This window comes from Albidovulum marisflavi (assembly GCF_025751435.1).
Classification (GTDB): domain Bacteria; phylum Pseudomonadota; class Alphaproteobacteria; order Rhodobacterales; family Rhodobacteraceae; genus Albidovulum; species Albidovulum marisflavi.
In genome coordinates this window covers 27,333-46,208 of sequence record NZ_JAOWKY010000004.1, presented here as the reverse complement: position 1 = coordinate 46,208, position 18,876 = coordinate 27,333, and the positions used below count along the sequence as shown (strand labels likewise).

The window sequence follows — 18,876 nt, the reverse complement described above, 5'->3', positions numbered from 1 at the left end:
AGGAACTTGACCTCAAAGACCCCGAAACGCCGCTGCCTTGGCTTGGGGGAACAGCCCCGCGACAGCCTTTCCTTCCCCTTTCATCTCGCCAAGCGCTTCGTAGTCTCGGTATTCGTTGCGGAAATCCGGGTCATCCATGAATTCCTGAAGATAACGTACGAAATCTTTCGCACATTTGAGCGTGAGGTAGGCTCCTTTCAGACTGGCTGAGAGATGCTGCATGCCGAAGCCGACCGCCTATGCGGCGCGCGGGCCGGTATGAGCGGAGTGAAGGGCGCAAGAACACGCGTGCAGGCAGCTATGGCGCTTGGCGCCGGTTCGCTAAATTCTGGCAGCGTCGCCGCGACGCCACCGCGCTAGTGCATCGACCGGCGGATACGCCGCACCAGCAGCCAGACCAGCAGCATGACAACGGGCGTCAGAGCGGCTGTAACAAGCCCCTTCGACAGGCCGATCGGCTCGGTCAGCGGATAGGCAGCGTAGGCTGCAAGGTTGACCGCGTAGTAGCTGATCGCCACGACCGACAGACCTTCAACCGTATGCTGAAGCCTTAGCGCCAGATCCGCGCGACGGTCCATGCTTTCCAGCAGCTTCTGGTTCTGGGCCGAGCGTTCCACGTCGACCCGGGTCTGGAGCAACTCGCCCGCCCGCTCGGACCGTTCCGCCATTTCGGTCAGGCGCCGTTCGGCGGACTTCACGGTGCGCATGGCTGGGTCGTAGCGGCGCATCATGAACTCGCCAAAGGTCTGCCGGCCGTTGAAGCGCGTTTCGCGCAGCACCTGCACCCGCTGGGTCACGATCGCCTCGTACGCGCCCGTGGCGCCGAAGCGGAAGGAATGTCGGACGGCAAGGCTTTCAAGACCCGCCGCGATTGCCAGAAGGTCATGCAGCGTTTCCTCGGCCGGGCGCGTCTGGTCCGCCATGGCAGCGACAAGATGCGACACCTGCGGATCCAGCGCGTTCAACTGGCTGTTGAGTTCGCGCGCGCGTCCCAGCCCCAGCATCGACATGGCGCGGTAGGTCTCGATCTCGCAAAGCCGCTGGACGATGCGGCCCACGCGCCGTTCCCCGGTTCCCGGCCGGACGAAGACCGCGAAACGCATGTGCCCCGCAGGATCGATCTGGAAGTCTCCTGCGATGACCGCCGCCTCGTCCAGCACCCAGGAACAGGCCAGGCTTTCGGGAACAAGCCAGTCATCCAGCTTGGCCTTGACGGTCGATATGTCGTCTGGCAGCTCCTCGACCCGGACCAGGACCGAGGCGATCCTGCGCCCCGGCGCCTTGGTCAGCCAGTCGGCGGGAAAGACCTCGGCCGCGCGCGGATCGAATGCAAGCGCGGACAGCCCTTTCGAAAATGCCGAATAGGTCACGAATTCCGTGTGGCTTTCCCACTTCAGGTCGTGCTTGCCGATGCGCGCCGCGTGGTGCGTGGCGCCCGGCTGCGGGTGGGGGGCGCCGTGCCTGTCCAGCAGTGCAAGCAAATGGTCCCGATCCGCGCCCTTGTCCCGGTTGTGGGCGTCCTGCATCTCTTTCACGGCGACGTAGACAGCCTGGCAGGGCACTTCCAGCGACGGAAATGGCCGGGCGTGAAGCTCGTTTACAAGCGCGAAGCGCAAGGGATGGTCGTCGATCATGGTCATACCCCGGTCTCTGGGTATCGACATACCCTGTCCGCAGTGCCGGTCCAGCCCCCGCAGGGTGCGGCGGACAGGCACACGGTGGTATACTTGCTTTTCTGCAACGTCCTGCACGCGAAACGCCCCGCCGCATGGCGGGGCGACGCATTTCTGATCAGCCCGTGAACGCCTTCACTCGACCATCGGCAGCAGATGGTCCAGGCTCTTCTTGGCATCGCCGTAGAACATCCGCGTGTTCTCCTTGTAGAACAGCGGATTCTCGATGCCCGAGTAGCCCGTGCCCTGCCCCCGCTTCGAGACGAACACCTGCTTGGCTTTCCAAACCTCCAGCACCGGCATCCCGGCGATAGGGGAGTTCGGGTCTTCCTGCGCAGCCGGGTTCACGATGTCGTTCGAACCGATGACGATGACGACATCGGTGTCGGGGAAGTCCTCGTTGATCTCGTCCATTTCCAGAACGATGTCGTAGGGAACCTTCGCTTCGGCGAGAAGCACGTTCATGTGGCCCGGCAGGCGGCCCGCGACGGGGTGGATGGCAAAGCGAACCTCCTTGCCCTTGGCGCGCAGCTTGCGCGTCAGCTCACTGACCGACTGCTGCGCCTGCGCCACCGCCATGCCGTAGCCCGGCACGATGATCACGCTGTCCGCGTCATTCAGCGCGGCAGCCACGCCATCGGCGTCGATGGCGATCTGCTCGCCCGCGATCTCCATCGCCGGGCCGCTCGTATTGCCGAAGCCACCCAGGATCACGCTGACGAAACTGCGGTTCATCGCCTTGCACATGATGTAGCTCAGGATCGCACCCGAGGAACCCACCAGCGCGCCGACCACGATCAGCAGGTCGTTCGACAGCGAAAAGCCGATCGCGGCCGCCGCCCAGCCCGAGTAGCTGTTCAGCATCGACACCACGACCGGCATGTCGGCCCCGCCAATCCCCATGATCAGGTGGTAGCCGATGAAGAACGCCAGCAGGGTCATAAGGATCAGCGTCCAGCTGCCCGCGCCGTTGAAGTACATGACCAGCAGCGCCAGCGAACCAGCCGCCGCCGCCGCGTTCAGAAGGTGCCCGCCCGGCAGCTTCATCGCCTTGGAGGTCACCTTGCCCGCGAGCTTGCCGAAGGCGATGACAGAGCCGGTGAAGGTGACGGCCCCGATGAATACGCCCAGGAACACTTCGATCTTGAGGATGTTGATTTCGGCCGGGGTCTTGTGTGCGACCTTTTCGGCAAAGCCCTTCAGCGCCTCAAGCCCGGTCGCGTCGCCTGCGGCCTGAAGGGCGGCGATGCGAACCATCTCGATCTCGGCGTTGAAGCCGATGAAGACGGCGGCCAAACCGACGAGCGAATGCATGGCCGCGACAAGCTGCGGCATTTCGGTCATCTGGACGCGCTGCGCGACCATCCAGCCGATCACCCCGCCCGCAATGACGAGGATGACCGAAAGCACCCAGTTGCCCTGCCCCGGCCCCATGAGGGTTGCCAGAACCGCAAGGCCCATGCCGACGATGCCGTACCACACCGCGCGCTTGGCGCTTTCCTGGCCCGAAAGCCCACCGAGCGAGAGGATGAAAAGAACCGCCGCAACGACATAGGCGGCCGTGGAGAATCCGTATTCCATCGCGACCGTCTCCTTACGACTTCTGGAACATGGCGAGCATGCGCCGGGTGACCATGAAGCCACCAAAGATGTTGATGCCGGCCATGAAGACCGAAAGCGCCGCCAGCAGCATGACCAGCCAGGACCCCGACCCGATCTGCAACAGCGCGCCGACGATGATGATCGACGAGATTGCATTCGTGATCGCCATCAGCGGCGTGTGCAGCGAATGCGAAACATTCCAGATCACCTGGAAGCCCACGAAGCAGGCCAGCACGAAGACGATGAAGTGCTGCAGAAAGCTTGCGGGCGCGTAAAGGCCGACCAGAAGCATCAGCGCCCCGCCCACACCCAGCAGGGTGAACTGACTACGCGTCTGCGCCTTGAAGGCCGCGATTTCGGCAGCCCGCTTTTCCTCGGGCGTGGGTTCCTTGACCTTCTCCTTCGGCTTCTGGGCGGCGATGGCCTGCACCTTCGGCGGCGGCGGCGGGAAGGTGATCGCCCCCTCATGCGTCACTGTCGCGCCGCGAATGACGTCATCTTCCATGTTGTGGTTGATGACCCCGTCCTTGCCCGGCGTCAGGTCCGTAAGCATGTGGCGGATGTTGGTCGAATAAAGGGTCGACGCCTGCGCGGCCATCCGGCTTGGGAAATCGGTGTAGCCGACGATCGTCACCCCGTTGTCGGTGACGATCTTTTCGTCGGCCTTGGTCAACTCGCAGTTGCCGCCGCGCTCGGCGGCCAGGTCGACGATGACGGAACCGGGCTTCATCGCCTCGACCATGTCCTTCGTCCACAGGACCGGCGCGTCGCGCCCCGGGATCAGCGCGGTGGTGATCACGATGTCCATGTCCGGCGCGAGCTCGCGGAACTTTTTCAGCTGCGCCTCGCGGAATTCGGGCGAGGACGGGGCGGCATAGCCGCCCGTGGCCGCGCCGTCGGTCTGCGTTTCGCTGAAATCGAGGTAGACGAATTCCGCCCCCATCGATTCAATCTGCTCGGCCACCTCGGGGCGCACGTCGAAGGCGTAGGTGATCGCGCCAAGCGCGGTTGCCGTGCCGATTGCCGCCAGACCGGCGACACCCGCGCCCACCACCAGGACCTTGGCCGGCGGTACCTTGCCCGCCGCGGTCACCTGACCGGTGAAGAAGCGGCCGAAGTTGTTGCCCGCCTCGATCACCGCACGGTAGCCCGCGATGTTCGCCATCGAGGACAGTGCGTCCATCTTCTGCGCGCGCGAAATCCGCGGCACCATGTCCATCGCGACGACGGTGGCGCCTTGGTCCTTGCAGCGCTCAAGAAGATCCTTGTTCTGCGCAGGGTAGAAGAACGAGATCAGCGTCTGTCCACTGCGCAGAAGCTCTGCTTCGGCTTCGGTGGGAGGGCGCACCTTCGCCACGACGTCTACGGCGCCGAACAGATCCACCTCGGATCCGACGACCGTGACGCCCGCCTTTTCATAGGCCGTGTCAGAGAAACCCGCCGCCTTGCCGGCGCCTGTTTCGACGAAGCATTCATGTCCAAGTTTCTGCAACTGGATTGCGCTGTCAGGCGTCATCGCCACGCGCGCCTCGCCTTCGAAGGTCTCTCTCGCTGCCCCGATCTTCACTGTCTCTCCCTTCCCAAAACGACGGTTTCCAGACGTTTTCGGCAAAACACGCCCTTTTTGCCCTTAGCACAAGGTAGTTACCGATAACGCCGCGATGCGGCAACGATTTTCTTGGACTTCAAAGCCAGCGCCGGGTTCGGGTGCGATAGGCCTCGAAGTCCTGGCCAAACGTCTGTTTCAAAACGCTTTCTTCGGATTCGATGAAACGGCGGCCGATGATCCAGACGAAAACTGCGACCAAAGGCAGCGCCAGAAGCGCGTTCCAGTAAAGCGACAGGCCCGCCAGAATCATCGCGTCCCCGAGGTAGATCGGATTGCGCGTCAGCGAAAAGACGCCACCGCTGACAAGCGCGTCCGGCGTCTTCCGCGGCACGAACGTCGTGCGCGACCAGATCATCTGCCCAACCGCGATCAGCATCAGAACCACCCCGAACCCTGCCAGTACAAGGCCGGTTGCCGGAAGCGCGGGCATCGGCGCAATGCGCCCCACAGCCCAACTGAGCGCCAGGAACCCCACAAGCCACACCGGCGGGTAATCGATCGATTTCAGCGCGCGCATCACCATCTCCCCTTGCAGCAGCGACCCTATCCGTTGGCGCGCCCATCGCAAGCGGTGGTTTTGTCGCCGCACGAATTTCCTTGGCAAGTTGCGCAAGGATGTTTTAAGCATAAAATAAATCGTCGGGGGAATTGACATGCCCACAAACTTCGCCGTGACACGCGCGATGTTCCACCTGCCCGAAGGCACGATCTATCTTGACGGCAACTCGCTTGGTCCGTTGCCGCGCGGGGCCATCGAAAAGGTCCGGGCCTGCATCGAGGACGAATGGGGGCAAATGCTGATCACGGCCTGGAACCGGGCCGGATGGATGGACAAGCCCCGCGCGCTTGGCGACCGCATCGGCCGGCTGATCGGCGCCGAGCCGGGAACCGTCGTTCTGGGCGATACGCTGTCGATCAAGGTCTACCAGGCGCTGGCTTCGGCGGTGGAACTTCGGCCCGAGCGGCGCGTCATCCTGTCGGACACGGGCAACTTTCCCTCGGACCTCTACATGGCGGATGGCCTGGTCCGCACGCTGGGTGACGGATACGAACTGCGTACCGTCGCACCGAAGGATGTGGAAGAGGCGATCACGACCGACCTTGCGGTGCTGATGCTGACCGAGGTCGACTACCGCACCGGGCGCAAGCACGACATGCGCCGCCTGATCGCGAAAGCGCATGAGGCAGGCGCGCTAGTCGTCTGGGATCTGGCCCATTCCGCCGGCGCGATCCAGGTCGACTTGTCGGGCTGCAACGCCGACTTCGCGGTGGGGTGCACCTACAAGTATCTGAACTCCGGCCCCGGCGGCCCCGCTTTCATATACATCGCACCACGTCTGGCTGCTCAGGTTCGCCCCGCGCTTTCCGGCTGGCTGGGACACGAGTCGCCCTTTGCCTTCGACCTCGACTACCGCCCCGGCGCGGGGATCGAACGGATGCGCGTGGGCACGCCGCCGATCCTTCAGATGGCCGCGCTCGAAGCCTCGATGGACATCTGGGACCAGGTCGACATGGCCGACGTCCGCGCGCGGTCCATCGAACTTTGCGAAGCGTTCCTGAGCGGGGTCGAGGCTGCCTGCCCGACACTCGCGCTTGCCTCGCCCCGCAACCCCGAAAACCGCGGCAGCCAGGTCTGCTTCCGCCACCCGGACGGCTACGCCATCATGCAGGCGCTGATCGCCAACGGCGTCATTGGAGATTTCCGAGCACCCGACATCCTGCGGTTCGGCTTCACGCCGCTTTATACCTCCATGGAGGATGTGACAGGCGCGGTTGCAATCCTGAAGCGCATCATGGACGAAAGCCTTTGGGATCGGGCCGAGTTCCAGACGCGCGCCAAGGTCACATGACGAGCGTCCGCGCCTATCGCCCCGAAGACCGGGCGGCGAAGGCCAGGGTATTCTTCCGCGCCGTGCATGAAGGCGCCGCGCAATTCTATGACCCGGCGCAGCGCGCGGCCTGGGCGCCCTCGCCCGAACCGGATTGGAACGAGCCCGACCGCCAAATGGACCAGTGGTGCTGGGTGGCCGAAACCGACGGCGCGTTGACGGGTTTCATGTCGCTGGAGCGGGACGGATACCTGGACATGGCCTTCGTGGTGCCAGAAGCCATGGGCACAGGCGTGGCGCAGGCGCTTTACCGGACGCTTGAGGATCATGCCCGACAGAACGGACTGCGCCGCCTGACCGTCCGCGCCAGCCATCTTGCCCGCCACTTCTTCGAAAAGCAGGGCTGGACGATCGATCGGTTCGAGGCCTTTCCCCTTGCAGATCAGGTCTTCGACACATTCCAGATGTCCCTGGACCTGGAGGCGGACCGATGAAAGCCGGCAGCGACCGCATCGAGCCAAGGCTTGCCCGCCCCGGCGCATGGGCGGGTCTATGGCGCACCATGGGCTGCAATGCGGTGACCGCCGCGGAAATGCTGCAGGATGGCCCTGAACGGGGCGCTTCCGGCCAGTCTTTCACGGAGAACACCCATGACCACCTATGACCCCTCGTCCGAAGGCGCCCAGATGTCCTTCGACGGCCGCATGAGCTATGGCGACTACCTGCAGCTTGACGCGATCCTTGATGCGCAATGCCCTCTAAGCGACGCGCAGGATGAGATGCTTTTCATCATCCAGCACCAGACATCCGAGTTGTGGATGAAGCTGGCGATCAGCGAATTGTCGGCAGCCCGCGCGGCGATGGCGCAGGACGCCCTGCAGCCTGCCTTCAAGATGCTTTCTCGCGTTGCCCGGATCATGGAGCAGCTCAACTCGGCCTGGGACGTGCTGCGCACCATGACGCCCTCGGACTACACGCGATTTCGCGAAGCATTGGGCCAATCCTCGGGCTTCCAGTCCTGGCAATACCGGCTGATCGAGTACGCAGCGGGCAACCGCAACGCGGCGATGCTGCGCCCCCATGCGCATCGCCCCGACATCCTTGCGAAACTTGAGGCAGAACTTGCCCGCCCCTCACTCTATGACGAGGCGCTGCGGGTTGCCGCCCGTGCGGGGTTCGACGTTCCCGCCTCGATCCTTGATCGCGACTTCACCCAGCCCTGGGCCGAGAGCGATGCCGTCATGCAGGTCTGGGCCACGGTCTACCGCGCGCCCGAGGAGAACTGGGCCTTGTATGAGCTGGCAGAAAAGCTGGTCGATTTCGAGGATTACTTCCGCCGCTGGCGCTTCAACCACGTGACCACTGTCGAACGCGTGATCGGGCTGAAGCGCGGAACGGGCGGCACCGGGGGCGTCCCCTATCTGCGGAGGATGCTGGAGGTAGAGCTGTTCCCCGAACTCTGGCGCGTCCGCACGACACTGTAGGCGCCCGTTCAGTATATGCCGTTCGCAGCCTGAAGCTTGCGGATGTAGGCGATGATCGTGCCGATCTCAGCGTCGGTCAGCCCCTCGACCGGCTGCATGGCGCCGAAGGACCAGTGATGGGCGCGGACACCGTTGCGAACGGCATTGTAGATGCTGGCATCGCCATGATGGCCCGGCTCGTAGATCTTGTGAACCAGCGGCGGCCCCACGCCGTCCTTGCCCGCGGCATTCTCGCCGTGGCATTCGGCGCACTTGGCGGCGAATGCCGTCGCGCCCATGGCCTCCGGTTCGGTCAAATCGGGAACCGTGACCTCCACCATCGCGCTGCCGGCCAGCGCGGCCTGCTCTTGCCGCCGCTCTGACAGAAGATACCACCCCGCAAGCGCGACGATGATAAGTATGACCCCAAGCACGGTCCTGATGCTCATTGCGCCGCTTCCCCTGTCACGCGATCCTGACCGTCTTTCCAGTTCCGCTGGAAGTGGCCCATTGATGCACGGCTTCCCCGAACGCCTCGAACAGGGGCCGGGAGACCGGATCGTTTGCGGCATTGTATTCCGGGTGCCACTGCACGGACAACGTGAAGCCCGGTGCGCCTTCCACATAAATCGCCTCCGGCGTTCCGTCAGGCGCCCATCCGTCGATGACGATATTGTTCCCCGGCGTCTTGATCCCCTGTCCGTGAAGCGTGTTCGTCATGACCTCGGTCGCCCCGAGCAGCTTGCGGAACGGCCCGTTTTCGGAAAACCGGACGGTGTGGCGCAGCGCGAATTTCTCCTCCAGCGTTCCGTCAGGCGGCATCCGGTGGTTCATCCGGCCCGGAAGCTCGCGGATTTCGGGGTGAAGCGCGCCGCCCATGGCCACGTTCACCTCCTGAAAACCGCGACAGATCCCAAAGAAGGGCTGCCCGCGGTTGACACATGCGCGCACCAGCGGAAGCGTGATCGCATCGCGCGAACGGTCGAAGGCACCGTGCGCCTCGGTCGCGGGCTCTCCGTATTCCTCGGGGTGGACGTTGGGGCGCCCCCCTGTCAGCACGAACCCGTCAAACAGCTCAAGCAGTTCGGCGACCGTCACAAGGCGCGGGTCGGGCGGGATCACGACGGGCATGCAGCCTGCCACCTGCGCCACCGCCATGGAGTTCATCAGCCCCCCGGTGTGCACCGGGTATTCGTCGTTCAGAAGGGTGTTGTTGCCGATGATGCCGACAATGGGACGTCGCATGTCCGATCCGCGCTGGTTTCCGCTGTCGCAAGACTAGCCCCGCTCCGGTCCGGGGTGAAGGGGCAGCGCGCACAACAGGTGTTCAGACCTGCGCCGAGGAAACGACAACCAGAACGCGGGTCGGTTCCTGGCCAATACAGGCGTAGCTGTGATCGTAATCCGACTCGAAATACATCGAGTCCCCTGCCCCCAGCAGTTTCTCCGAGTCGTGTATGAACAGCGCGAGCGTCCCCGAAATCACGAAGATCAGCTCTACCCCCGCGTGCAGGTGCGTGGGTGACGCGGGCGCCCCCGGCCTGAATTCGGCAAGGTAGCTTTCGATCGGCCGTTCGGCGACGGGGAAATCGAGGCTTTCGAAATGATAGGCCGGCGGCCCCTCTGGCGGGTTCGGCAAGCTTAGCCGGTCTTCCTTGCGCACGATCTCAAGTATTGGATCCACCGGCGGGGTGAAGAAATGCTCAAGCCCGACACCAAACACCAGCGCAATCCGCATGAGGGTGGGAAGTGTGGGAACGACCTGCCCCGTCTCGATCTTGGATAGCATTCCGGCGGAAAGGCCCGTGTGCGCGCCCAGTTGAATCAGCCCCAGACCCTTGGCCGTGCGCATGGCCCGAATCTTCGCGCCGATCCGGTAGTGGTCGATCTTTTCGCTCAAGGTTTCCGAAATCACGTCGCTTCTTCTCCTCACATGCAAACGGCGCGGACCAATTTGCACCATATTACAATCACTTTAATTTTACTCAAATTTTCTTGCAGAATAAATGTTTTTAACGATGTTCAAAGGCAGTTCAGCCGACTGCGCTGAACACGAAACAACGAAAGGACATCAGATGACCTTCCTGACGAAATCGCTTAAGCCCCTGTACCTTGCCGCCGCTCTTGCTGCCCCTGCCCCTCTTTGGGCTGAATCGGCCGATATCGTGGATACCGCCGTTGCGGCGGGTGGATTTGAAACTCTGGCTGCGGCGCTTGGCGCGGCCGGACTGGTCGACACGCTGAAAGGGGAAGGGCCCTTCACCGTGTTCGCGCCCACCGACGACGCCTTTGCCGCGCTGCCCGCCGGCACCGTCGAAGACCTGCTGAAGCCCGAGAACAAGGACAAGCTGGTGGCAGTGCTGACCTATCACGTCGTTCCGGGCAAAGTAATGTCGACCGACCTCAGCGACGGCATGATGGCCGCGACGGTGAACGGCGCAGAGGTGACGATCTCGACCGAAGGCGGCGCCAAGGTCGATGGCGCCAACATCACCGCCGCCGACATCGAGGCGTCGAATGGAGTGATCCACGTCATCGACGCGGTGATCCTGCCTCCGTCGAGCTAAGGCAACAAAGGGGGGCGCTCAGGCGTCCCCCTTTTTTCAATATCGTGGATCTGCTCGGGAAAGATCAGGCTCGCGTCTAAACTCAGGCCTCACCCGTAAGACCAACGGACTCGATGCCTGCAAGCGCCGCAACAGCGTCGTTGTCAGACGTGTCGCCTGTGACGCCCACGGCGCCGATCACCCGGCCGCCCTGATCGCGCACCAGCACCCCGCCCGGAACCGGAACGAGCCGTCCGCCGAATGCGCCGTTCACCGCGGCCATGAACGTCGGGCCGACCGCCGCGCGTTCAGCCTGGGCGCGCCCCCCCATGCCAAGCATTACCGCGCCATAGGCCTTGCCGCGCGCGATCTCGAACCGGCCGGGCGAGGCTCCGTCGGCGCGTTCGAAGGCGATGGGATGACCGCCTGCGTCCAGAACCACGACCGACAGGGGCTTCATCGCCCTCGCCTGCCCGGTTTCCAGGGCGACCGCGATGATCCTGCGCGCCGTTTGGATATCAAGTTCCATTCACCCCTCCCTTGGTGCCCGCCACAGGATATATCCGGCGGCGCGGCACGCAAGCTTGGAAGCCGAAGCGGTAATCAGCCGGCCCGCTTCACCTCAAGCCGGCGGCGGTGCAGGATCGGCTCGGTGTAGCCCGAGGGCTGCACGCGGCCCAGGAAGACAAGGTCGCAGGCCGCCTGGAAGGCCAGCCCCTGGAAGCCCGGCGCCATCGGGGTGTAGGCGGGGTCGCCCGCGTTCTGGCGGTCCACGACCTCGGCCATCCGCTTGAGGATATCCATCACCTCGGCCTCACCCACCACCGAGTGGTGCAGCCAGTTTGCGACGTGCTGGGCCGAAATGCGGCAGGTCGCCCTGTCCTCCATCAGGCCGACGTCATTGATGTCGGGCACCTTGGAACAGCCAACCCCCTGATCGATCCAACGGACGACGTAGCCAAGGATGCCCTGACAGTTGTTTTCGACCTCGCGGCGGATCTGGTCGGGCGTCCACTTGCGGTAGGTCGCCATCGGGATATCCAGCAACGCATCCACATAGGCGCGACGCCCGCCTTTCTTCAGCCGTGCCTGAACCGCGAACACGTCGATGCGATGGTAGTGCAGCGCATGCAGCGTCGCCGCCGTTGGCGACGGCACCCAGGCGGTATTCGCGCCAGCCTTGGGATGTTCGACCTTCTGCTCAAGCATCGCCGCCATCATGTCGGGCATGGCCCACATGCCCTTGCCGATCTGTGCCCGCCCCGACAGGCCGCATTCCAGCCCGATGTCGACGTTCTGGTTTTCATAGGCCGTAATCCAGCCCTTGCGCTTGATGAAATCCTTGCGGCTGAAGGGCCCCGCCTCCATCGAGGTGTGGATCTCGTCCCCGGTGCGATCAAGGAATCCGGTGTTGATGAAGGCGACGCGGTGTTTTGCGGCGCGGATGCATTCCTTGAGATTGACGGATGTGCGCCGCTCTTCGTCCATGATGCCGATCTTGACCGTGTGGCGCGGCAGCCCCAGCGCGTCCTCGACCAGAGCGAAGGTTTCGTCGGCAAAGGCCACCTCCTCCGGCCCGTGCATCTTGGGCTTCACGACATAGACCGATCCGCGGACCGAGTTCCGCGCGCCGCCGGACTTTTTCAGGTCGTGAATGGCAACAGCCACAGTGACCATGGCGTCCATCAGCCCTTCGGGGATCTCGTTCCCCTCGGCGTCGAGGATCGCGGGGTTTGTCATCAGGTGGCCGACGTTGCGAACCCAAAGCAGCGCCCGCCCCTTTACTGTCACGGGCGATCCGTCGGGCGCGGTATAGACGCGGTCGGGGTTCAACTTGCGCCGGACAAGCTGGCCCCCCTTCTGGAACGCCTCCTCCAGGTCGCCGCGCATGAGGCCCAGCCAATTGGCGTAGGCCTGGACCTTGTCCACTGCGTCCACGCAGGCGACCGAGTCCTCGCAATCCATGATCGCGGACATGGCGCTTTCCAGTTGCACATCCGCCAGACAGGCCTGATCGCGCGAACCGATGAAATGCGCACGATCGAAGATCAATTCGACATGAAGCCCGTTGTTGCGCAGCAGAATCGTTTCTGGCGCGCGGGGATTGCCCCGGTAGCCCACGAACTTAGACGGATCGACCAAAGGCAGGTCGTCCACCAGCAGCTGACCGTCCTTGACGTAGTAGCGGCGCACATCGGCATGGCTTGCCCCGGCAATCGGGAAGGATTCGTCCAGGAACACGCGTGCCCTTGCGACGACCCGCGCGCCGCGTCCGCGCTCATACCCGCCCGCCGGCGGAAGGCTGCCCATGGCGTCGGTGCCGTAAAGGCAATCATAAAGGCTGCCCCAGCGCGCGTTGGCCGCGTTAAGCGCATAACGCGCATTCGTGACGGGAACGACAAGCTGTGGCCCTGCGACGGAGGCGATTTCGGGGTCCACGTTCGAGGTGTCGATCTCGAATGCCGGGCCTTCGGGCAAAAGATAGCCGATCTCGGAAAGAAACGCCTTGTAGGCTTCGTGGTCGTGCGGCTGATCCCGGTGCTTGACGTGCCAGGCGTCGATACTGGCCTGAAGCTCTTCGCGCTTTTCCAGCAAGGCGCGGTTCTTGGGACCCTGATCCGCCACAAGGCGCGCAAGGCCGGACCAGAACACATCTGCCGTCACCCCGGTACCGGGCAGCGCCTGCCCCTCGATGAAGGCGGCAAGAACCTCTGCCACCTGAAGTCCGTGCCGTTCAACCCGCGTCATTCTGACCTCTTGGTTCCGCATACGGCGGTATGCCGAGAATACCCATTCACTACAGGACCAACCGGGCGGCATCAACGCTTGCGTCGGCAACACCTGCATATTTCCCGGCCGCGCCGGAAATCAGTTAGCCAAACGGCTAAGCATCTTGCGCGACTCGGCGGATTGCGTTACTTAGTTAATCGGCTAACAATTGAGATGCGGATGAACCTGTCACCCGGACAACTCGACACCCTGTTCCAGGCGCTTGGCGACCCGACCCGCCGCGCGATCCTCGAGCGGCTGGCACGGGGGCCCGCGACCGTGACCGAACTCGCCGGCCCATTCGACATGGCCCTGCCCTCGTTTCTGGGGCACGTGCGCCGACTGGAAGGCGCGGGCCTTGTCGAAACCTCGAAGCAGGGCCGCACCCGCACCGTGAAACTTGTTCCCGGCGCTTTCACCCCCGTCCGCTCGTGGCTCGACGAACAGCGGGCGCTTTGGGAGGGGCGGCTGGACCGGCTGGACGACTACTTAACCCGACTGATGAAGGAACGCGCAGATGGATCTTGACCCGAAGACCGACCTTCAGTTCACACGCACCCTGTCCGTGCCCCGGAAACTTATCTGGGAATGCTGGACCTCACCCGAACACATTCCGCATTTCTTCGTGCCGCGGCCGCACAAGGTGACCGCCTGCGACATCGATCTTCGTGTCGGAGGACGGTTCAACACCACGTTCAACGTCGATGGCAACGAGATGCAGAACAATGGCGTCTATCTGGAAATCGTGCCGCAGGAAAAGCTCGTCTTCACCGACGCCTATACCGAAGGATGGAAGCCCTCGCCCGATCCTTTCATGACCGCGATCCTTATGCTCTCGGACTCGGATGACGGGGGCACCGTCTATACCGCCATCGCGCGTCACCGATCGGCCGAGACCGCCGAGGCGCACAAGGCCATGGGCTTCTACGACGGCTGGGGCACCGTGGCGACGCAGCTTGAGGACTATGCGAAGGGCCTGACCAGATGACCGCCGCGGACCCGAGTGATCGCACGATGGTCATCGAACGCCTCATTGCGGCCCCCTTGGCCGCAGTTTGGGCCGCCTGGACAGACTCTGACTCCCAGCCCCGCTGGTGGGGTCCGGACGGATTTACCTGCCGCACGGATCGCATCGACCTGCGCGAAGGGGGCGACTGGGTTTTCGACATGATCGGGCCGGATGGCACGGTTTATCCGAACCACCACCGCTACACCCGTATCGTGCCGTTGGAACGCATCGACTACACGCTCCACTGGGGCGAAAACGGACCCAAGCATGCAGACGCCTCCGCCTGCTTCGAGGCGACAGGCACCGGCACCAGGATCACCCTGTCGATGATCTTCTCGACCCGCCGCGAATACGAGGATGCCAAGGGCTTCGGCGCGGTGGAACTGGGGCAACAGACGCTGGGCAAGCTCGCGGCGTTCGTGGGCGCCACCTGAGCCCGGTTGCAGTGCCTGGGACGAGCGCCTAACCTCCGGCGCGACATGTGCCGGAGTGCCACGATGAAAGACGCGAGCCCGCAGACGATCTACCTGAAGGACTATCAGCCGTTCCCCTTCCGCATCGAGCGGGTCGACCTGACCTTCCGCCTCGCGCCCAAGACGACGCGCGTGATCTCGCGTATCGCCTTCGCCCCGAATCCGGAGCGCGCGGGGCGGCACGACCTGTTCCTGCACGGCGAGAAGTTGCGCCTTATCGCCGCCCGTATCGACGGCGCCGACGTGCCCGCCGCGCTGCTGACCGTGACGGACGAAGGCGCAACCGTCGCCGCGCAGGCCCTGCCCGACGGCCCGTTCCTGTGGGAGGCGGAGGTCGAGATCGACCCCGAAGGCAACACCGCGCTGGAAGGGCTTTACATGTCCGGCGGCATGTATTGCACCCAGTGCGAGGCCGAGGGATTCCGCAAGATCACCTACTACCCCGACCGGCCCGACGTGATGGCGCCCTTCAAGGTGCGCATCGAAAGCGACATGCCGGTGATGCTGTCGAACGGCAACCCCACCGCCTCCGGTCCCGGATGGGCCGAATGGGACGACCCCTGGCCGAAGCCATCGTACCTGTTCGCGCTGGTCGCGGGGAACCTCGTGAACCTGCCCGACAGCTTCACCACCCGATCGGGCCGCAAGGTCGACCTGAACATCTGGGTCCGTCCCGGCGACCTTGATCGCTGCGCTTTCGCGATGGACAGCCTGATCCGCTCGATGACGTGGGACGAGGAGGCCTATGGGCGCGAATACGACCTGGACGTCTTCAACATCGTCGCAGTGGATGACTTCAACATGGGCGCGATGGAGAACAAGGGGCTGAACATCTTCAACTCCAAGCTCGTCCTCGCCAGCCCTGAAACCGCGACCGACCTGGATTTCGAGCGGATCGAGGGCGTGATCGCGCATGAATACTTTCACAACTGGACCGGCAACCGGATCACCTGCCGCGACTGGTTCCAGCTTTGCCTGAAGGAAGGTCTAACGGTCTTTCGCGACCAGCAGTTCACCTCGGCCATGCGGTCCGAGCCCGTGAAGCGGATCGAGGACGTGCTGAGCCTGCGCGCCCGCCAGTTCCGCGAGGACATGGGGCCGCTGGCCCATCCGCCCCGGCCATCAAGCTTTGTCGAGATCAACAACTTCTACACCGCGACCGTCTACGAGAAGGGCGCCGAGGTCATCGGGATGCTGAAGCGGCTGGTGGGGGATGACGGCTACGCCCGCGCGCTCGACCTCTACTTCGACCGCCACGACGGGGATGCCGCGACGATCGAGGACTGGCTGAAGGTGTTCGAGGATGCGACGGGCCGGGATCTGAGCCAGTTCAAGCGCTGGTATACAGACGCGGGCACCCCGCGCCTGTCCGTATCCGAGGACTGGCGGGACGGCACCTTGACGCTGACCTTCACGCAGATGACCCCACCCACGCCCGGCCAGGACACAAAGCTGCCCCGCGTGATTCCGATCGCGGTCGGTTTATTGAATCCGAACGGCGACGAAATCCTGCCGACGACGATACTGGAGATGACCGAGGCGACCCAGAGCTTCCGCTTCGCTGATCTGGCCAGCCGCCCGGTTGCGTCGATCCTTCGCGGCTTCTCAGCGCCGGTGGTGCTTGAACGGGAAGTCCCGGCAAGTGAGCGCGCCTTCCTTCTGGCCCACGACACCGACCCCTTCAACCGGTGGGAGGCAGGACGGGCCCTGGCCAAGGACGTTCTGGTGCGGATGGTAACCGACGACGACGCCCCTTCGGCCGACTACATCTCCGCGCTTGGCCGGCTTCTGACCGACGACAGCCTGGATCCGGCTTTTCGCGCGCTTTGCCTGCGGCTGCCGTCCGAGGACGACCTGGCGCAGACGCTGGCGGAGGCCGGACGCAGCCCCGATCCCGATCGCATCCACACCGCCCGCGAAACCTTGGCCCGCACCGTTGCCGAGCGGCTGGTACGTCCCCTCGCACTGACCTATGACGCGATGGCCGACCGGGGGCCGTTTTCCCCCGACGCCACCGCGGCTGGCCGCCGTTCGCTCAGGGTGGCCGCCCTGGGGCTTCTCAACCGGATCGACGGGGGCGCGCGCGCCCAGACGCTGTTCGATGCTGCCGGCAACATGACCGAAAGCGCCGCCGCGCTGGCCTGTCTGATCGAGGCGGGGCGGGCAGAGGCGGCACTGCCCGCGTTCCACGAGCGCTGGAAGGGCAACAGGCTGGTCATAGACAAGTGGTTCATGATTCAGGTCGTGCACGCCGCCCCCCATCAGGCGGCAGAGGTGGCCGAACGCCTTGCGGCCCATCCAGATTTCGACTGGAGAAACCCGAACCGCGCCCGGTCCCTTCTGGGGGGCATCGCCGCCAATCACGCCGGGTTCCACCACGCTTCGGGCGCGGCGTATCGGTTCTATGCCGACTGGCTCTTGCGGCTTGACCCGGTGAACCCGCAGATCGCGGCGCGTCTTTCGACGGCCTTCGAAACCTGGGCGCGCTACGACGCCGACCGGCGCGCCATGGTGGCGGCAGAGTTGCAGCGGATCCGGTCCGCGCCCGGCCTGAGCCGCGATCTGTCGGAAATGACGGGCCGAATCCTGGGACTTTGACCACGTAGGAACTCGAATCGCGGGCAAAACCGTCTCGTATCCGCGAGGCGGCCTTGTCGCTCTGTTCCGGGCGACATTTGCAAACAATGCGCCCAAGCCCACTGTGACCGTTTCGCAGGCTGCCCAAAACGAGGGCTGATTGGGATGCACCGCTTTGAACGGCCCATTCCGGCGTACATTCTTGGGTCAAGCGGTCGTTCAGCCGCCGCGTGTAACGAGTAGTTTGTGACCATGTTGAGAGAGACGTTCGAATACCGCGACCAGTCGCGCACGCCAGCCAGCTACCTCGCCCTGGGCGCAGCCATGGCATCCGCCTATCTGATGCACACGCTTGGCCTGCCCGGCTTTCACCAATGGCTTGCAATTCTTTTCGTCGTCGTCGTGCTTTGGCGCATCGCCGACAACTCCATCCACGGTTTCCGCCTGAGCGACGAAGGGCTGGAGTTCTTCGAGGGACGCTATCACAGGAACATCGCGCTGGAAGAGATCGCCAGCGTCACGATCTATCAGACGGGCCACAAGCCCGGCGAAGGCGAAACACGCTGCATCCTGAACCTGTATTCGGGCGATCGACTGTCGCTTCCGGGGGCCGAACGCTTCGGAACGCGTCGACTCGTCGCGGAATTCGCCAAGCTCGGGCTGCCGACGCTTTTCTGACCGCGCCTTACTGGCAATAGCTTTGTTTGCTGGTCCAGGCGGCAATCTCGGCCCGCTTGTCACGGGCGCGCATCGGCGCCCAGTCGCGCGCGATGCCGCGCCAACCGCCAGAGCCGTCGCTGACGATCGCGTCGTCCCGCGCGACCTGCGTTGCAGCAATGCGAACCGCACAGGCAAGGTTCGCAGACCCGTCCTGAAGACCCTCGCGATCGGCCGCCTCGCAGTCGTAGGCCTGCGCCGTTCGTGGCGCGATCTGCAGGAGCCCGATCCAGCGGCCGCCGCCCCCACGTGCCTCGGGGTTCCAGGTGCTTTCGTGCTTTGCCAGCGCAGACAGCAACCCCGCCCAGAAGGCGCGGCGGTCTTCCATTCCGGCCTCGCGGTAGCCGGGGCAGAACGTGTCGATATCCTGTGGAACCGTCTGGGCAAGCGCCGCGCCGTCGTCGCTGAGCGCGCGAAGCGTGGACAGGGTCCACTGCTCGGCCTCCGGCAGATGATCCCAACGCATCGGTGGCAACTGGTTGGCGCCCATCGTCGCTTGCGGCGTGACGCAACCTGTCAAGAATGACAAGGCCACGGCGGCGGCCAGAAGTCCCAAAGCTTTCGGCATCGACCTGCCCTGAAGAACCGGCCCGATGCGTCCGGCAAAAG

21 protein-coding genes are annotated in these 18,876 nt (G+C 64.1%); 10 read left to right on the top strand and 11 right to left on the bottom strand.

Annotated features, from left to right (window positions below; translation table 11 throughout):
- Window positions 1–12 precede the first annotated feature (12 nt).
- From OEW28_RS14065 to OEW28_RS14045, 5 genes are all read right to left on the bottom strand, one after another.
- Window positions 13–222 (bottom strand): hypothetical protein, encoded by a 210-nt coding sequence (locus OEW28_RS14065; protein WP_263735432.1) that lies wholly within the window; start codon window positions 220–222, stop codon window positions 13–15.
- A gap of 134 nt (window positions 223–356) precedes the next feature.
- Window positions 357–1,640: a DUF3422 family protein gene (locus OEW28_RS14060; protein WP_263735431.1), complete on the bottom strand. Its 1,284-nt coding sequence runs from the start codon at window positions 1,638–1,640 to the stop codon at window positions 357–359.
- Window positions 1,641–1,808: 168 nt separating this feature from the next.
- Window positions 1,809–3,254: an NAD(P)(+) transhydrogenase (Re/Si-specific) subunit beta gene (locus tag OEW28_RS14055; RefSeq protein WP_263735430.1), complete on the bottom strand. Its 1,446-nt coding sequence runs from the start codon at window positions 3,252–3,254 to the stop codon at window positions 1,809–1,811.
- 13 nt (window positions 3,255–3,267) lie between these two features.
- Window positions 3,268–4,842 (bottom strand): Re/Si-specific NAD(P)(+) transhydrogenase subunit alpha, encoded by a 1,575-nt coding sequence (locus OEW28_RS14050; protein ID WP_263735429.1) that lies wholly within the window; start codon window positions 4,840–4,842, stop codon window positions 3,268–3,270.
- A 118-nt stretch (window positions 4,843–4,960) separates the two neighbouring features.
- Entirely contained in the window at window positions 4,961–5,401 is a 441-nt protein-coding gene (locus tag OEW28_RS14045; protein WP_263735428.1) for a methyltransferase family protein, read from the bottom strand.
- A gap of 136 nt (window positions 5,402–5,537) precedes the next feature.
- Here OEW28_RS14045 and kynU point away from each other — a divergent pair, with 136 nt between their 5' ends.
- Genes kynU through kynA form a run of 4 tightly spaced genes read left to right on the top strand, consistent with a single transcriptional unit; the run spans window position 5,538 to window position 8,197 of the window.
- Window positions 5,538–6,734: a kynureninase gene (kynU, locus tag OEW28_RS14040; protein ID WP_263735427.1), complete on the top strand. Its 1,197-nt coding sequence runs from the start codon at window positions 5,538–5,540 to the stop codon at window positions 6,732–6,734.
- Window positions 6,731–7,207 (top strand): GNAT family N-acetyltransferase, encoded by a 477-nt coding sequence (locus OEW28_RS14035; protein ID WP_263735426.1) that lies wholly within the window; start codon window positions 6,731–6,733, stop codon window positions 7,205–7,207. Before kynU ends, OEW28_RS14035 begins: the two co-directional genes overlap by 4 nt.
- Entirely contained in the window at window positions 7,204–7,377 is a 174-nt protein-coding gene (locus tag OEW28_RS14030; protein WP_263735425.1) for a hypothetical protein, read from the top strand. Before OEW28_RS14035 ends, OEW28_RS14030 begins: the two co-directional genes overlap by 4 nt.
- Window positions 7,364–8,197 carry a tryptophan 2,3-dioxygenase gene (gene kynA, locus OEW28_RS14025; protein WP_263735424.1) on the top strand — a complete coding sequence of 278 codons (834 nt, stop codon included), beginning with the start codon at window positions 7,364–7,366 and terminating at the stop codon, window positions 8,195–8,197. The genes OEW28_RS14030 and kynA overlap by 14 nt, the downstream gene beginning before the upstream one ends.
- Window positions 8,198–8,205: 8 nt before the next feature.
- Here kynA and OEW28_RS14020 read toward each other — a convergent pair whose 3' ends face one another.
- The 3 genes from OEW28_RS14020 to OEW28_RS14010 all read right to left on the bottom strand — a co-directional run bounded on the left by OEW28_RS14020 (window position 8,206) and on the right by OEW28_RS14010 (window position 10,076).
- Complete coding sequence (locus OEW28_RS14020; protein WP_263735423.1) at window positions 8,206–8,625, bottom strand: c-type cytochrome; 420 nt, start codon at window positions 8,623–8,625, stop codon at window positions 8,206–8,208.
- Between the two features lie 16 nt (window positions 8,626–8,641).
- The gene (locus OEW28_RS14015) at window positions 8,642–9,421 is read right to left on the bottom strand and encodes a gamma-glutamyl-gamma-aminobutyrate hydrolase family protein (RefSeq protein WP_263735422.1); all 780 of its coding nucleotides are present in this window, start codon (window positions 9,419–9,421) and stop codon (window positions 8,642–8,644) included.
- An 82-nt stretch (window positions 9,422–9,503) separates the two neighbouring features.
- The gene (locus tag OEW28_RS14010; RefSeq protein WP_263735421.1) at window positions 9,504–10,076 is read right to left on the bottom strand and encodes a helix-turn-helix domain-containing protein; all 573 of its coding nucleotides are present in this window, start codon (window positions 10,074–10,076) and stop codon (window positions 9,504–9,506) included.
- A gap of 175 nt (window positions 10,077–10,251) precedes the next feature.
- Between OEW28_RS14010 and OEW28_RS14005 the strand changes: the two genes are divergently transcribed.
- Window positions 10,252–10,743, top strand: coding sequence for a fasciclin domain-containing protein (locus tag OEW28_RS14005; RefSeq protein ID WP_263735420.1), 492 nt, complete (start codon window positions 10,252–10,254; stop codon window positions 10,741–10,743).
- A gap of 82 nt (window positions 10,744–10,825) precedes the next feature.
- Here the strand turns inward: OEW28_RS14005 and OEW28_RS14000 are convergent, their stop codons facing one another.
- A complete protein-coding gene (locus OEW28_RS14000; RefSeq protein ID WP_263735419.1) occupies window positions 10,826–11,251 on the bottom strand; it encodes a GlcG/HbpS family heme-binding protein in 426 nt (141 codons plus the stop codon).
- Between the two features lie 74 nt (window positions 11,252–11,325).
- Window positions 11,326–13,470: a malate synthase G gene (locus OEW28_RS13995; protein WP_263735418.1), complete on the bottom strand. Its 2,145-nt coding sequence runs from the start codon at window positions 13,468–13,470 to the stop codon at window positions 11,326–11,328.
- Between the two features lie 201 nt (window positions 13,471–13,671).
- On the opposite strand from OEW28_RS13995, the gene OEW28_RS13990 reads away from it, so the two are divergent.
- The 5 genes from OEW28_RS13990 to OEW28_RS13970 all read left to right on the top strand — a co-directional run bounded on the left by OEW28_RS13990 (window position 13,672) and on the right by OEW28_RS13970 (window position 18,228).
- Window positions 13,672–14,019: an ArsR/SmtB family transcription factor gene (locus tag OEW28_RS13990; protein WP_263735417.1), complete on the top strand. Its 348-nt coding sequence runs from the start codon at window positions 13,672–13,674 to the stop codon at window positions 14,017–14,019.
- Entirely contained in the window at window positions 14,009–14,479 is a 471-nt protein-coding gene (locus tag OEW28_RS13985; protein WP_263735416.1) for an SRPBCC family protein, read from the top strand. Before OEW28_RS13990 ends, OEW28_RS13985 begins: the two co-directional genes overlap by 11 nt.
- The gene (locus OEW28_RS13980; RefSeq protein WP_263735415.1) at window positions 14,476–14,934 is read left to right on the top strand and encodes an SRPBCC domain-containing protein; all 459 of its coding nucleotides are present in this window, start codon (window positions 14,476–14,478) and stop codon (window positions 14,932–14,934) included. The genes OEW28_RS13985 and OEW28_RS13980 overlap by 4 nt, the downstream gene beginning before the upstream one ends.
- A 63-nt stretch (window positions 14,935–14,997) precedes the next feature.
- Entirely contained in the window at window positions 14,998–17,571 is a 2,574-nt protein-coding gene (pepN, locus tag OEW28_RS13975) for an aminopeptidase N (RefSeq protein ID WP_263735414.1), read from the top strand.
- Between the two features lie 225 nt (window positions 17,572–17,796).
- Window positions 17,797–18,228, top strand: a complete 432-nt coding sequence (locus tag OEW28_RS13970; RefSeq protein ID WP_263735413.1) for a hypothetical protein — start codon at window positions 17,797–17,799, stop codon at window positions 18,226–18,228.
- Between the two features lie 7 nt (window positions 18,229–18,235).
- Here OEW28_RS13970 and OEW28_RS13965 read toward each other — a convergent pair whose 3' ends face one another.
- A complete protein-coding gene (locus tag OEW28_RS13965; protein ID WP_412174807.1) occupies window positions 18,236–18,835 on the bottom strand; it encodes a transglycosylase SLT domain-containing protein in 600 nt (199 codons plus the stop codon).
- Window positions 18,836–18,876 lie beyond the last annotated feature (41 nt).

Coding starts and splice junctions, on each gene's coding strand:
- OEW28_RS14065 (WP_263735432.1), bottom strand. CDS start 222: ATGCAGCATCTCTCAGCCAGTCTGAAAGGAGCCTACCTCACGCTCAAA.
- OEW28_RS14060 (WP_263735431.1), bottom strand. CDS start 1,640: ATGACCATGATCGACGACCATCCCTTGCGCTTCGCGCTTGTAAACGAG.
- OEW28_RS14055 (WP_263735430.1), bottom strand. CDS start 3,254: ATGGAATACGGATTCTCCACGGCCGCCTATGTCGTTGCGGCGGTTCTT.
- OEW28_RS14045 (WP_263735428.1), bottom strand. CDS start 5,401: ATGCGCGCGCTGAAATCGATCGATTACCCGCCGGTGTGGCTTGTGGGG.
- kynU (WP_263735427.1), top strand. CDS start 5,538: ATGCCCACAAACTTCGCCGTGACACGCGCGATGTTCCACCTGCCCGAA.
- OEW28_RS14035 (WP_263735426.1), top strand. CDS start 6,731: ATGACGAGCGTCCGCGCCTATCGCCCCGAAGACCGGGCGGCGAAGGCC.
- OEW28_RS14030 (WP_263735425.1), top strand. CDS start 7,204: ATGAAAGCCGGCAGCGACCGCATCGAGCCAAGGCTTGCCCGCCCCGGC.
- kynA (WP_263735424.1), top strand. CDS start 7,364: ATGACCACCTATGACCCCTCGTCCGAAGGCGCCCAGATGTCCTTCGAC.
- OEW28_RS14020 (WP_263735423.1), bottom strand. CDS start 8,625: ATGAGCATCAGGACCGTGCTTGGGGTCATACTTATCATCGTCGCGCTT.
- OEW28_RS14015 (WP_263735422.1), bottom strand. CDS start 9,421: ATGCGACGTCCCATTGTCGGCATCATCGGCAACAACACCCTTCTGAAC.
- OEW28_RS14005 (WP_263735420.1), top strand. CDS start 10,252: ATGACCTTCCTGACGAAATCGCTTAAGCCCCTGTACCTTGCCGCCGCT.
- OEW28_RS14000 (WP_263735419.1), bottom strand. CDS start 11,251: ATGGAACTTGATATCCAAACGGCGCGCAGGATCATCGCGGTCGCCCTG.
- OEW28_RS13995 (WP_263735418.1), bottom strand. CDS start 13,470: ATGACGCGGGTTGAACGGCACGGACTTCAGGTGGCAGAGGTTCTTGCC.
- OEW28_RS13990 (WP_263735417.1), top strand. CDS start 13,672: ATGAACCTGTCACCCGGACAACTCGACACCCTGTTCCAGGCGCTTGGC.
- OEW28_RS13985 (WP_263735416.1), top strand. CDS start 14,009: ATGGATCTTGACCCGAAGACCGACCTTCAGTTCACACGCACCCTGTCC.
- OEW28_RS13980 (WP_263735415.1), top strand. CDS start 14,476: ATGACCGCCGCGGACCCGAGTGATCGCACGATGGTCATCGAACGCCTC.
- pepN (WP_263735414.1), top strand. CDS start 14,998: ATGAAAGACGCGAGCCCGCAGACGATCTACCTGAAGGACTATCAGCCG.
- OEW28_RS13965 (WP_412174807.1), bottom strand. CDS start 18,835: ATGCCGAAAGCTTTGGGACTTCTGGCCGCCGCCGTGGCCTTGTCATTC.